Below are 13,252 nucleotides of genomic sequence, written 5' to 3' on the forward strand. Positions count from 1 at the left end.
AAGGGAGAACAGCATGAACAGCCTGTTGAAAACAATTCTTTTGGCCACGACGGTGCTCGCGTCCGCGGGTGCAGCGTCTGCGGCCGATGTCACGCTCAACATCGAGAGCTGGCGCAATGACGATCTGGCGATCTGGAAAGAAAAGCTGATCCCGGCCTTCGAAGCGAAGAACCCCGGCATCAAGCTCAACTTCTCGCCGACCGCACCGACCGAGTACAATGCGTCGCTGAACGCCAAGCTCGATGCAGGTTCCGCCGGCGACATCATTACCTGCCGTCCGTTCGATGCCTCGCTCGAACTCTTCAACAAGAAGCAGCTCGTCGATCTCACCAGCCTGTCGGGCATGAGCAATTTCTCGCCGGTCGCCAAGGCCGCCTGGTCGACAGACGACGGCAAGTCCACCTTCTGCGTGCCGATGGCATCCGTCATCCACGGCTTCATCTACAACAAGGACGCCTTCGACCAGCTGAAGATCGCAGTGCCGAAGACGAACGAAGAATTCTACGCCGCGCTCGACAAGATCAAGGCTGACGGTACGTTCATCCCGCTTGCCATGGGCACCAAGGATCTCTGGGAAGCCGCAACGATGGGCTACCAGAACATCGGCCCGAACTACTGGAAGGGCGAGGAAGGCCGCAAGGCGCTGATCGAAGGCAAGCAGAAGCTGACCGATCCGGAATGGGTCAAGCCCTACGAAGAACTGGCCAAGTGGAAGCCTTATCTCGGCGACGGTTTCGAAGCCCAGACCTACGCCGATAGCCAGAACCTCTTCACGCTCGGCCGCGCGGCGATCTTCCCTGCCGGTTCATGGGAAATTGCGCTGTTCACCAGCCAGGCCCAGTTCAAGATGGGCGCTTTCCCGCCGCCGGTGCTGAAGGCTGGCGAAACCGGCTACATCTCCGACCATCCGGATATCGGCGTTGGCTTGAACACCAAGAGCAAGCATCCGGAAGAAGCCAAGAAGTTCCTGACCTGGGTTGCTTCGCCGGAATTTGCCGAGATCTACGCCAATTCGCTTCCAGGCTTCTTCAGTCTGAATTCGTCGCCTGTGAAGATGGCAGATCCGATGGCGCAGGAATTCGTCTCCTGGCGTGAAAAATACAAGCCGACGGTCCGCTCGACCTATCAGATCCTGTCGCGCGGCACCCCGAACCTCGAAAACGAGACCTGGGTCGAATCGGCCAACGTCATCAACGGCACCGATACTCCGGCCGTTGCCGCCGAAAAGCTCCAGAAGGGCCTCGACAGCTGGTACAAGCCAGGTAAGTGACAAGCTTCCCCTTCCCTTGATGGGGAGGGTCGGCCCGACGGGCCGGGGTGGGGTGATCCTTGTGCGTGTGGTGTCACCCCCACCTGCAGCTTCGCTGCGACCTCCCCCTTCAAGGGGGAGGTATCGTGATCATGCTGCGCCAGCGCAAGCACAAGAAAACAGGCAAAGCCATGAGCGACATCCACCCTTCATCTGCCCTGCAGTCGGTATCGATCAAGCGCCCGTTCCGCTGGCATATCGTCGTCTTCATGGCGCCGGCGCTGCTGGTCTACACGGCGATCATGATCCTGCCGCTGATCGAGACGCTCAGGCTTTCGTTCTACAACACTGTCGATGGTGCTCAGTCCTTCGTCGGCTTTGCAAACTACCAGGTCCTCTTCGGTGATGTCCGCTGGGCGCGCGATTTCTGGAATGCGCTCACCAACAACCTGATCTTCTTCGCCATCCACATGTGCGTGCAGAACCCGATCGGCATTGCGCTCGCAGCACTGCTGTCACTGCCGAAACTGCGGTTTGCCGCCTTTTACCGCACCGCCATCTTCCTCCCGACGCTTCTCTCCTTCGTCATCGTCGGCTTTATCTGGAAGCTCATCCTCTCGCCGATCTGGGGCGTTGCGCCCTGGCTGATGAGCCTTGCCGGCGCCAAATGGCTGTTTGCGCCCTGGCTCGGTCAGTCCGGGCCGGCGCTGATCGCGGTTTCCCTGATTTCGGTCTGGCAATATGTTGGCATACCCATGATGCTGATCTATGCGGCGCTGCTCAGCATCCCGGAAGAGGTGGTCGAAGCTGCCGAATGCGACGGGATTACCGGCTGGAGCCAGTTCTGGAAGATCAAGCTGCCGCTCATTCTGCCGGCGATCGGCATCATCTCGATCCTGACTTTCGTCGGAAATTTCAACGCCTTCGATCTGGTCTACACGGTGCAGGGCGCGCTTGCGGGCCCTGATATGTCGACGGATATTCTCGGCACGCTTCTCTACCGCACCTTCTTCGGTTTCCAGCTGCAACTCGGAGATCGCTCCATGGGGGCAACGATCGCAGCGGTGATGTTCGTCATCATCCTTGCCGGCGTTTCCTTCTATCTTTTCGCCATCCAGCGGCGCATGCGCCGCTACCAGTTCTAGGGGGCGTCCGGACATGTCCAACAAGGCACGCTCTTCACCGATCCGCTCAAGCCTCGTGCATCTGGCTTTGATCGCCTACACGCTGATCGCGCTGTTTCCGGTGTTTCTCACCATCATCAACTCGTTCAAGGATCGCAATTCGATCTTCCGCAATCCGATGCAGGTTCCCACACCGTCGAGCTTCAGCCTGATCGGCTACCAGACGGTTCTCGGCCAGGCGGATTTCATCGGCTATTTCCAAAACAGCATGATCGTCACGGTCGTCTCGATCGCGCTCGTGCTGTTGTTCGGCGCGATGGCCGCCTTTGCGCTGTCAGAGTATCGCTTCCGCGGCAATACGCTTCTGGGGCTCTATATGGCGATCGGGATCATGATCCCGATCAGGCTCGGCACGGTGGCAATCCTGCAGGGCATGGTCGCATCGGGCCTCGTCAACACGCTGACCGCGCTGATCCTTGTCTATACGGCGCAAGGCATACCGCTTGCGATCTTCATCCTGTCGGAATTCATGCGCACGGTCTCCGATGACCTTAAGAATGCCGGCCGCATCGATGGGCTCTCGGAATATGCGATCTTCTTCCGCCTGGTCCTGCCGCTGATCCGGCCGGCCATGGCAACGGTCGCCGTCTTCACCATGATCCCGATCTGGAACGATCTCTGGTTCCCGCTGATCCTTGCACCGTCTGAGGCCACCAAGACGGTGACGCTCGGATCGCAGATCTTCATCGGCCAGTTCGTCACCAACTGGAACGCGGTGCTCGCGGCCCTGTCGCTCGCCATCCTGCCGATCCTCGTCCTTTACGTCATCTTCTCGCGGCAACTGATCCGCGGCATCACGTCTGGAGCCGTCAAGTGAGTTCAACCGAAAAGCCGATCCGCGTTCTTGTCGCAGGCCTCGGCAATATGGGCCGCAGTCATGCGCTGGCCTATCACAACAACCCGGGCTTCGAGATCGTCGGTCTCGTCAACCGCTCGAAGCCGACGCTCGATCCGGCCCTTGCCGGCTACGAGATCCATGCCGATTTCCTGACCGCCCTTGCCGACCTGAAGCCGGATCTCTGCGCCATCTGCACCTATTCCGACAGCCATGCGGACTATGCGGTCGCCGCCTTCCAAGCCGGCTGCGACGTGTTTGTCGAAAAGCCGCTGGCAACCACGGTTGCCGATGCCGAGCGCGTCGTTTCCGCCGCCAAGGTCGCGGGCAAGAAACTGGTGATCGGCTATATCCTGCGCCATCATCCGTCCTGGATCCGCCTGATTGCCGAAGCCCGCAAGCTCGGCCCGCCCTATGTCTTTCGCATGAACCTCAACCAGCAATCGTCAGGCCCGACCTGGGATGTCCACAAGGCCCTGATGCAGACGACGCCGCCTATCGTCGATTGCGGCGTGCATTATGTGGATGTCATGTGCCAGATCACCGATGCCAAGCCGGTGGAAGTGCGCGGCATGGGCCTGCGCCTTTCCGATGAAATTGCGCCCGACATGTATAATTACGGCCACCTTCAGGTGATCTTCGATGACAAGTCGGTCGGCTGGTACGAGGCGGGCTGGGGGCCGATGATCTCCGAAACTGCGTTCTTCGTGAAGGACGTGATGTCGCCGAAAGGCTCGGTCTCCATCGTAATGGACCCCAATGCCAAGTCCGACGATATCGACACGCATACCAAAACCTCCGTCATTCGCCTTCACAGCGCCGAGACCGGTCCGGACGGCAGGTTCATCAGGCCCGACGAGGATATGACCATGGCCGGCGAACCCGGCCACCAGGAGCTTTGCGATTTCGAGCAGGCCTATATGCTGAAGGCGATCCGCGAGGATATCGATCTCAGCCGCCACATGGATGATGCGGTCCAGTCGCTGCGCATCTGCCTCGCAGCGGATGAAAGCGCCCGGACCGGCAAGCCGATCTATCTCTGAAAGCAACGCAAGCAATCGTACCGGACGGGTCAGCGTCCGGTACGATTGCACCAAACGACAGAAGTGGGAATACGCTCGTGGGTTCGCTGCAACTAAAATCCATCCGAAAGGCCTTTGGCGACCATGAGGTGCTGAAGGGCATCGACCTCGAGGTTCAGGATGGCGAATTCGTCATCTTCGTGGGCCCTTCCGGCTGCGGCAAGTCCACGCTGCTGCGGGTCATTGCAGGTCTCGAAGATGCGTCATCCGGCTCGATCCGGATCGACGACCAGGAAATGGCAACGACCCCGCCCGCCAAGCGCGGCATCGCCATGGTCTTCCAGTCCTACGCGCTCTACCCGCATCTGACGGTGAAGGACAATATGGGCCTCGGTCTGAAACAGGCCGGAACGGACAAGGCCGAGATCGAGACACGTGTGTCGAATGCCTCGTCGCTTCTGTCGCTCGATCCCTATCTCGCCCGTCGCCCTGCCGAGCTGTCCGGCGGACAGCGCCAGCGCGTGGCGATCGGGCGTGCCATCGTGCGTGAACCGAAACTCTTCCTGTTCGACGAGCCGCTGTCCAACCTCGATGCGGCGCTGCGCGTGCAGACCCGGCTCGAGATCGCCCGCCTTCACCGGCGCCTGAAGGCGACGATGATCTACGTCACCCACGACCAGGTCGAGGCGATGACGCTCGCCGACAAGATCGTCGTCCTCAGCGCCGGCGCGATCGAGCAGGTGGGGTCTCCGATGGAGCTCTACAACAAGCCCGCCAACGTCTTCGTCGCCGGTTTCATCGGCTCGCCGCAGATGAACTTTATCCCGGGCGAGACGCTTTCCGAAAGCGGCATCAAGACCATCGGCATCCGGCCGGAGCATATCGCTCTGTCGCGAGAAAGCGGCGACTGGAAGGCCAAGGTAGTCCATGCCGAGCACCTCGGCGCCGATACCATCCTCTATCTCGAAACCGAGACGGCGGGCCTCATCACGGTCCGTCTGTTCGGCGAGCATCGCTATGGTCCAGACGACATCGTCTTTGCCACACCGGATAAGGCCTCGCTGCACCGGTTCGACGAAAACGACAAGGCGATCGGTTAACCTTTAAATCGGCCGTAACCAGTTCCGTGTTCCACTACCTCCAATGCGGGAAAGCGAACCTTTGCGCTCCTTCCGCGTTATGGGGATGGAGGAAACGGCAATGACGGTAATTTTAATTCTGATTGCAGCGGTCGCCACTCTCGCAGGGACCGGCGCCTTGGTGGTTCGCCAGATCGCGGATGCTCGCCGCCAGCAGTACCGGGACGAGGTTCTGGCCTCAGATCTCGGCTATCTGCGCGAAGTCGAGCGCACCAAGAAGCGCTTCCGGCACGCGGCCCACAAAACCCGCAAACTCGCCGCCCGCCGCACCCGGATTCATCAGACGAAAGCTGCGCACAGCACAGCCGCGTACTTCGCGAATTAGGCCTTGTCGGCCTCTATTCAGCAGTCGGTTTGTTCGGAGAAAGATTTGGTGGAGCTAAGCGGGATCGAACCGCTGACCTCTTGCATGCCATGCAAGCGCTCTCCCAGCTGAGCTATAGCCCCATCAGGGTGGTCCGGGTGTTCCGGTCCTTGGGAACTCCGAAGCAGCGATGCTGACCGGAGTGGCGGCTTATTACGTCCGGTTTTCGGAGAGTGCAAGCCTGTTTTTCAAAGCCCGGCAATTTTTCTTCAAATTACCGGGCTTTAGGTCGAAAGATCAATTCTCGTCGTCGTCGCCGCCAACGCCGACAATGCCGGTCACGTCGTCGTCTTCATCGTCTTCGTCGGCTTCGAGGAACGTGTTGTCGTCATCGTCGCCGATATCGACGTCATCGTCGTCGCCCAGATCCGGGATGTCGTCGCCGGTTGCCGCATCGTCGGTGTCGTCGGCTGCGACGGGCTCGACAGTTGGGTTCTCGACATCGACTTCCTCGACATCTTCTTCTTCCGCCTGCTCCAGCTTTGCAGCGGCGCTGTTTTCGGCGAAGAACGACAACGGCCAGGATTTGCCGCTATAGGGGGAGACGACGGGATCGCGGTTCAGATCGTAAAACTTCTTGCCGGTATCCGGGTCGGTGCGCTTGGTTCCGAGTTCCGCTTTAGCCACTATCAAAGCCTCATGAGATGGCCGAACAGGTCGGCGAAGCCGCATAAAGCGGCAATCAATGGGTGAAAAATCTAAGCCGGTCCCCATAAGGCCTGACGGGCTCCATGTCAAAGACTAACTTTTCCTGAATTCCTTGGCAGGCAGGCTAATGACCCGCCTTTTGCTTTGTGATAACGACGGCGGAAATCAAAGGCATACGAGCAAGGACCGATCATGTCGCATGGGATTGCCCTCAAACCGGCAAAGTCGAGAAGATCGACAAACCTCACCGGGACCGTCCGCATCCCGGGCGACAAGTCCATCTCGCATCGTTCCTTCATGTTCGGTGGACTGGCTGCCGGAGAGACGCGCATCACCGGTCTCTTGGAAGGCGAAGACGTCATCAACACCGGCAAGGCGATGCGTGCCATGGGAGCGAAGATCGAAAAGGTCGGCGCTGAGTGGATCATCCAGGGCACCGGCAACGGCGCGCTGCTCGCACCACAGGCCCCTCTCGATTTCGGCAATGCCGGAACCGGCTGCCGTCTGACGATGGGGCTGGTCGGCGTCTACGATTTCGAGTCCACCTTTATCGGCGATGCCTCGCTCTCCAAGCGGCCGATGGGCCGGGTGCTCGATCCATTGCGCGAGATGGGGGTTCAGGTGACCTCGATGGACGGCGACAGGCTGCCCGTCACGCTGCGCGGCCCACGCACGCCCAACCCCATCGTCTACCGCGTGCCCATGGCCTCGGCGCAGGTCAAGTCCGCTGTACTGCTTGCCGGCCTCAACACGCCTGGCGTCACCACCGTGATCGAACCGGTGATGACGCGCGACCACACCGAAAAGATGCTGCAGGGTTTTGGCGCTGATCTGACCGTCGAAACCGATGCGCACGGCGTCCGCACGATCCGGCTGGAAGGTCGCGGCAATCTCAAGGGGCAGGTGATCGACGTGCCCGGCGATCCGTCCTCGACCGCGTTCCCGCTTGTGGCCGCCATCCTGGTGCCTGGTTCGGACGTGACCATCATGAACGTCCTGATGAACCCCACCCGCACCGGTCTTATTCTGACGCTGCAGGAAATGGGCGCGGATATCGAGGTGATGAATGCCCGCAGCGCCGGTGGCGAAGATGTGGCCGACCTGCGCGTGCGCGGTTCCGACCTCAAGGGCGTCACCGTTCCTGCCGATCGTGCGCCATCGATGATCGACGAATATCCCGTCCTCGCGGTCGCTGCAGCCTTTGCGGAGGGAACGACGACGATGCTTGGTCTCGAGGAACTGCGCGTCAAGGAGTCCGACCGTCTCTCGGCCGTTGCCGAAGGCCTGAAGCTGAACGGCGTCGATTGCGATGAAGGCAAGGAAACGCTTGTCGTGCGCGGCCGTCCAGGCGGCAAGGGCTACGGCAATCCGTCAGGCGCCGCCGTCGTCACCTATCTCGATCACCGCATCGCCATGAGCTTCCTCGTTCTCGGTCTTGCATCGGAGCACGAAGTCACGGTCGACGACGCGTCGATCATCGCCACCAGCTTTCCGGAGTTCATGGATCTGATGACCGGTCTCGGCGCGCAGATCGAGAACCACATCGAAGGAAAGACCTGAGGCGCACGCTAATGTACCAACCGCCGCATTTCCGCGAAGACGATCTCGGCACCCAGCATGCGCTGATCCGCGCCTATCCGCTGGGCATGCTGATCACATCGGGAAATTCCGGTCTGCTGGCCAACCCGGTGCCGTTTCACCTCGATGGAGAAGCGGCAGAAAAGGGCGTGCTGCGGCTGCATCTCGCCCGGGCGAACAGCCAGTGGAAAGACATCCGCGACGGCGCGAGCGTTCTTTCTGTATTCCAGGGTGCTGACAGCTACGTCACGCCGTCCTGGTACCAGACCAAGCAGGAGACGGGTAAGGTCGTGCCCACCTGGAACTACGCCATCGTTCAGGCCCGCGGTCCGGCCCGCATCGTCGAAGACGCCGGCTGGCTGCTTTCCCAGATCGAGGCGATCACCAGCCAGCATGAAAACAGCCGGCCGATGCCCTGGTCCGTCAACGATGCGCCAGACGATTTCATCTCCGCCCAGTTGAAGGGTATCGTCGGTATCGAGATCGAAATCTCGGCGATCGAAGGAAAATGGAAGGTCAGTCAGAACCGCCCGGTCGGCGATCGTGAAGGCGTTGCCTCCGGACTTGATGATATGCCCGGTCAGAACGCAATGGCCGATCTTGTACGCCGCTACGGAGCTTCCCGCCTGACATGAATCCTGCAGACAACACTACGCCACTGGTGATCGCAATCGATGGCCCTGCCGCAGCCGGCAAGGGAACCCTGTCGCGCCAGATCGCCGAAACCTACGGCTTCCAGCATCTCGATACGGGCCTCACCTACCGCGCAGCGGCCAAGGCGCTGCTCGACCGGGGTCTGCCCCTCAACGACGAGGCCGTTGCCGAGACGATGGCGCGCGACGTTGAACTGGCAGGTCTCGACCGCGAAATTCTCTCGGCCCATGCGATTGGAGAAGCGGCCTCGAAGATCGCCGTCATGCCCGCCGTGCGCCGGGCGCTGGTGGAAGCGCAGCAGGCGTTTTCGAGGCGCAAGCCCGGAACGGTCCTCGACGGGCGCGATATCGGCACGGTCGTCTGCCCCGATGCACCCGTTAAACTTTACGTGACCGCATCGCCGGAAGTCCGCGCCAGACGCCGTTACGACGAGATCGTTAGCCGCGGCGATGCCGCAGATTTCGACGAGATTTTTGCCGATGTGCGAAAGCGCGACGAGCGCGACATGGGGCGTGCCGACAGCCCTTTGAAGCCTGCGAAAGACGCGCACTTGCTTGATACGTCAGAAATGGGTATAGAGGCCGCGTTTCAGGCCGCGAAGGCGATTATCGACGCCGCCCTGAAAGGATGATGACCGACCGGATAACCGGCGGCGCATTCGAGCCCGATATCTTAGTCCTTGCGCCGGATTGCCTCTGAACATGACGAGGCGGGCTTGGATTTCGGGTGTGATCAACACGAACCCACGGCGCAATGTGTCCTTGACTGGACACGACCAGGAGATTTCATGGCAGTAACTAACCCGTCGCGGGAGGACTTCGCAGCCCTTCTCGAAGAATCCTTCGCAACCAATGATCTGGCCGAAGGCTACGTTACCAAAGGTCTGGTAACGGCGATCGAAAAGGACATGGCCGTTGTTGACGTCGGCCTCAAGGTCGAAGGTCGCATCGCGCTGAAGGAATTCGGCGTCAAGGGCAAAGACGGTTCGCTGAAGGTCGGCGACGAAGTCGAAGTCTATGTCGAGCGCATCGAAAACGCGCTTGGCGAAGCAGTTCTGTCGCGCGAGAAGGCTCGCCGCGAAGAGAGCTGGGTCAAGCTCGAAGTCAAGTTCGAAGCTGGCGAACGCGTTGAAGGCGTTATCTTCAACCAGGTCAAGGGCGGCTTCACGGTCGATCTCGACGGCGCTGTTGCCTTCCTTCCGCGCAGCCAGGTCGACATTCGTCCGATCCGCGACGTAACCCCGCTGATGCACAACCCGCAGCCCTTCGAAATCCTCAAGATGGACAAGCGTCGCGGCAACATCGTTGTTTCGCGTCGTACGGTTCTCGAAGAGTCCCGTGCAGAACAGCGCTCGGAAATCGTTCAGAACCTTGAAGAAGGCCAGGTTGTTGACGGCGTCGTCAAGAACATCACCGATTACGGTGCGTTCGTTGACCTCGGCGGCATCGATGGCCTGCTGCACGTGACCGACATGGCATGGCGCCGCGTCAACCATCCGTCGGAAATCCTGTCCATTGGCCAGCAGGTCAAGGTTCAGATCATCCGCATCAACCAGGAAACCCACCGCATCTCGCTCGGCATGAAGCAGCTCGAGTCGGATCCGTGGGATGGCATTGCTGCCAAGTACCCGGTTGGCAAGAAGATCTCCGGTACCGTCACGAACATCACGGACTACGGCGCATTCGTCGAGCTGGAGCCAGGCATCGAAGGCCTGATCCACATCTCGGAAATGTCCTGGACCAAGAAGAACGTACATCCCGGCAAGATCCTTTCGACCACGCAGGACGTCGACGTTGTCGTTCTCGAAGTCGATCCGTCGAAGCGCCGCATCTCGCTCGGTCTCAAGCAGACCCTCGAGAACCCATGGCAGGCATTTGCGTTCAGCCATCCGGCCGGCACTGAAGTCGAAGGCGAAGTCAAGAACAAGACCGAATTCGGCCTGTTCATCGGCCTCGACGGCGACGTTGACGGCATGGTTCACCTCTCCGACCTCGACTGGAACCGTCCAGGCGAACAGGTCATCGAGGAGTTCAACAAGGGCGACGTCGTCAAGGCTGTCGTTCTGGATGTGGACGTCGAGAAGGAGCGTATCTCGCTCGGCATCAAGCAGCTCGGCAAGGATGCTGTCGGCGAAGCCGCAACATCCGGCGAACTGCGCAAGAACGCTGTCGTTTCGTGCGAAGTCATCGCCGTCAACGACGGTGGTGTTGAAGTGAAGCTCGTGGCTCACGAAGACATCACGTCCTTCATCCGCCGCAACGACCTGGCACGCGATCGCGACGATCAGCGTCCGGAGCGTTTCTCGGTTGGTCAGGTTTTTGACGCCCGCGTCACGAACTTCTCCAAGAAGGATCGCAAGGTCATGCTGTCGATCAAGGCTCTCGAAATCGCTGAAGAAAAGGAAGCAGTTGCACAGTTCGGTTCGTCCGACAGCGGCGCTTCGCTCGGCGACATCCTTGGTGCGGCTCTCAAGAACCGCGGCGGCGAGTAATCGTTGTAGCTTGAAATTCGAAAGCCGCCGGATCGAAAGATCCGGCGGCTTTTTTCATGCCCGCTATTTATCTCGGCCGGGTCTCGAACCGTCGGCTCAGGTCCATCCAGCCATGCGCCAGTAGAGGTCGTTCGGACGGCTTTCCTTATTGCTGACGTCCGCAGACGCGGCTTCGCCATCGCCGAGATTGTCGTCGTCGGAAGGATCTTTCCCGTCGTCGGGGTGGTCGAACGCCTGGCCCTGGCTGTGGTCGCCTTCGCCATCCTCGTCGATCGCCGTCACCGGCTGCGTCTTGCGGTTTTCGCGCCGCGGCTCGTCGTCCGCCATTGGGTAGGGGACAAAGGGCAGGCCAATCGCCTCGCGCTGCACGAGCGGCAGCGGCACTGGCATCGCTTGGATGTCGGGGTCTGGCACGCCCTCCGGGGCTCCGTTGGCTTTTGCGGCCGTGGTGTGACGTTCTGCAATGCGCAGCAGATCGTCCTCGGGATGCGTTATCCCGGCCGTATGCATTGCGTCTATGTCCGGAGCAGCCGGGGCAGGTTGTCCCTGTCCGGCGGCATGTGCCACCGTTCCACTGCCCCCTCCGCCAAACAGGTTCTTGAAAAGTGCCGCTGTCGAATTCTCGACCGGAGCTCCTGTCGCGAGCAGCGCCGCCTGAAGCGCGCTTGGTGCGATCGCAGACACGAGTTGCGCGAGATTGCTGGGCCATTCCACAGCGGGTTTCGGCGCCGTCGTGGCGTCTCCAAACTGCGGGATCTTCAATTCGTTGTCGAAGGCGTCGATAACCGCTGCGACCAGAGCCCCGGTATTCGTCACGGTCGCGATGCCCGGCACGGCGGTCCGCGGCAGGGCTCCTGGCAAGACTTGCGGCACCGGCTTCGCATCTGCAGCCAAGATCGGTGCGGCTTGCGCAGGCGCCGGGCTCGCGTCCGGCTTGATCGGAACCGCGTTTGGGACGGCGGGAGACGGCGTGGCGGGTTTGGTTTGCAGGTCGGAGGTTGCCGTCGCGGGACCTTCTGATCGGACCGGCATCGGCCGCGCAAGGATCGCCTCGCGGGTCGGCTCTTCCTGCAAGTCAACGAGGGGCGGCAGCAGTTGGGGTCTTTGAAGCTCCTTACCGGGAACCTTAGTGTCAGGAGCCGCGGCGGCTGACCCGCTCGTGGGTGGCGAGAACGGAGCGATAGCTGGTGCCGCTGCACCGGTGGCGGGCGGCGTTGCGCTGGTGGCGGGTGACGTCACCGACTGCGATTTTGCTCCGATATCAGGCAAAGCACCGGGGGATGGCCTGGGGGTCTCTGTACTTGCTGTGTCCGGAGAAGAAGCTGGCAGAGGCACTACCGGCGATGCGGGGCTGGGCGTCGAGGGCTGGAGCGCTGAGGGCGCGGGCGATGATGGGCCGGGCAAGGAGGGGCCAGTCTGGGCAACTGCCGGCGGGGGGCCGGGCCGCGTCGCAGGAGAGGGTGTCGCACCGTCTTTTGGAAGGCTGGCGATTTCATTCTGTCGATACGAGCTGACCGCTGCATTCTCCGCCTGATCGCTATCCGCTACCAGCGCTGCTTCGAGCGACAGGATCAGCCGTGCTGCATCGAGACCTGCCGGGTTCTTGAGAATTTCAGCCAGCAGCGACACGGACATGCCCTTCACCAGCTGGCTTAGCGTTTTCTCGAGCGCTGCAATGTCGTCCGCATTCATGGACTGCACGGTGACAGTCAGGCGCTCCGCGTAGTCTGCCAGCGTCTCGCCGTCGTTTCGTGGTATCTGCAGGATTTGGCCGATCGTTTCCGCGAAGATGGACGACCCGTAGGCGAGCTGCAACTGTCCAGACAGCGAGAGTAGGTTCAGGCGGTCCCCCGTAAGCATTCCGCCTCTGGAGGAGATTGCGGGATCACCTTCTGCGGATGCAGCGATGGAACGCGTTGCCGCAATCGGACGTGCCGAAGAGAGTGGGTCGGCCTGCATGCTTTGCGTAGCACCGACGGGGGTCAGCATGGCGTGCTTCCATCTCTCGCGTGTGAAGGGAGGGGACAACTCGGCCGCACACGACCGCACGCGCAAGGAGCACGCCGAAACTGTGCCGCCATCTCATGG

Annotated in this window: 12 protein-coding genes and 1 tRNA gene; 10 read left to right on the forward strand and 3 right to left on the reverse strand. The window is 60.9% G+C overall.

The features are described 5' to 3' along the window. Positions 1–13: 13 nt before the first annotated feature. The 6 genes from ACQY1K_RS00340 to ACQY1K_RS00365 all read left to right on the forward strand — a co-directional run bounded on the left by ACQY1K_RS00340 (position 14) and on the right by ACQY1K_RS00365 (position 5,754). Entirely contained in the window at positions 14–1,270 is a 1,257-nt protein-coding gene (locus ACQY1K_RS00340; protein ID WP_062454219.1) for an ABC transporter substrate-binding protein, read from the forward strand. A gap of 170 nt (positions 1,271–1,440) precedes the next feature. Next, positions 1,441–2,394: a carbohydrate ABC transporter permease gene (locus ACQY1K_RS00345; protein ID WP_092664145.1), complete on the forward strand. Its 954-nt coding sequence runs from the start codon at positions 1,441–1,443 to the stop codon at positions 2,392–2,394. Between the two features lie 13 nt (positions 2,395–2,407). Continuing rightward, the gene (locus tag ACQY1K_RS00350; protein WP_184654288.1) at positions 2,408–3,250 is read left to right on the forward strand and encodes a carbohydrate ABC transporter permease; all 843 of its coding nucleotides are present in this window, start codon (positions 2,408–2,410) and stop codon (positions 3,248–3,250) included. Next, the gene (locus ACQY1K_RS00355) at positions 3,247–4,311 is read left to right on the forward strand and encodes a Gfo/Idh/MocA family protein (protein WP_430258002.1); all 1,065 of its coding nucleotides are present in this window, start codon (positions 3,247–3,249) and stop codon (positions 4,309–4,311) included. The genes ACQY1K_RS00350 and ACQY1K_RS00355 overlap by 4 nt, the downstream gene beginning before the upstream one ends. 77 nt (positions 4,312–4,388) lie before the next feature. Continuing rightward, complete coding sequence (locus tag ACQY1K_RS00360; RefSeq protein ID WP_062454216.1) at positions 4,389–5,390, forward strand: ABC transporter ATP-binding protein; 1,002 nt, start codon at positions 4,389–4,391, stop codon at positions 5,388–5,390. Between the two features lie 100 nt (positions 5,391–5,490). Continuing rightward, positions 5,491–5,754 carry a hypothetical protein gene (locus ACQY1K_RS00365; RefSeq protein WP_430258004.1) on the forward strand — a complete coding sequence of 88 codons (264 nt, stop codon included), beginning with the start codon at positions 5,491–5,493 and terminating at the stop codon, positions 5,752–5,754. Between the two features lie 46 nt (positions 5,755–5,800). Here the strand turns inward: ACQY1K_RS00365 and ACQY1K_RS00370 are convergent. Together ACQY1K_RS00370 and ACQY1K_RS00375 are read right to left on the reverse strand one after the other, a co-directional pair. Further along, positions 5,801–5,876: transfer RNA gene (locus tag ACQY1K_RS00370), tRNA-Ala, on the reverse strand. A gap of 154 nt (positions 5,877–6,030) precedes the next feature. Then, positions 6,031–6,420, reverse strand: a complete 390-nt coding sequence (locus ACQY1K_RS00375; RefSeq protein WP_174195394.1) for a TIGR02300 family protein — start codon at positions 6,418–6,420, stop codon at positions 6,031–6,033. 213 nt (positions 6,421–6,633) lie between these two features. On the opposite strand from ACQY1K_RS00375, the gene aroA reads away from it, so the two are divergent. The 4 genes from aroA (at position 6,634) to rpsA (ending at position 11,164) form a co-directional block, all read left to right on the forward strand. Beyond that, entirely contained in the window at positions 6,634–8,001 is a 1,368-nt protein-coding gene (gene aroA / locus ACQY1K_RS00380) for a 3-phosphoshikimate 1-carboxyvinyltransferase (protein WP_430258005.1), read from the forward strand. Positions 8,002–8,012: 11 nt separating this feature from the next. Then, positions 8,013–8,654, forward strand: coding sequence for an FMN-binding negative transcriptional regulator (locus ACQY1K_RS00385; protein ID WP_430258006.1), 642 nt, complete (start codon positions 8,013–8,015; stop codon positions 8,652–8,654). Then, entirely contained in the window at positions 8,651–9,304 is a 654-nt protein-coding gene (cmk, locus tag ACQY1K_RS00390) for a (d)CMP kinase (RefSeq protein WP_430258007.1), read from the forward strand. Before ACQY1K_RS00385 ends, cmk begins: the two co-directional genes overlap by 4 nt. A gap of 156 nt (positions 9,305–9,460) precedes the next feature. After that, on the forward strand, positions 9,461–11,164 hold the full coding sequence (rpsA, locus tag ACQY1K_RS00395; protein WP_062578558.1) for a 30S ribosomal protein S1: 1,704 nt from the start codon (positions 9,461–9,463) through the stop codon (positions 11,162–11,164). Between the two features lie 96 nt (positions 11,165–11,260). Here rpsA and ACQY1K_RS00400 read toward each other — a convergent pair whose 3' ends face one another. Continuing rightward, positions 11,261–13,153 (reverse strand): hypothetical protein, encoded by a 1,893-nt coding sequence (locus ACQY1K_RS00400; RefSeq protein WP_430258008.1) that lies wholly within the window; start codon positions 13,151–13,153, stop codon positions 11,261–11,263. Positions 13,154–13,252 lie beyond the last annotated feature (99 nt).

Source organism: Neorhizobium sp. IRS_2294 (assembly GCF_050500145.1).
Lineage (GTDB): Bacteria > Pseudomonadota > Alphaproteobacteria > Rhizobiales > Rhizobiaceae > Neorhizobium > Neorhizobium soli.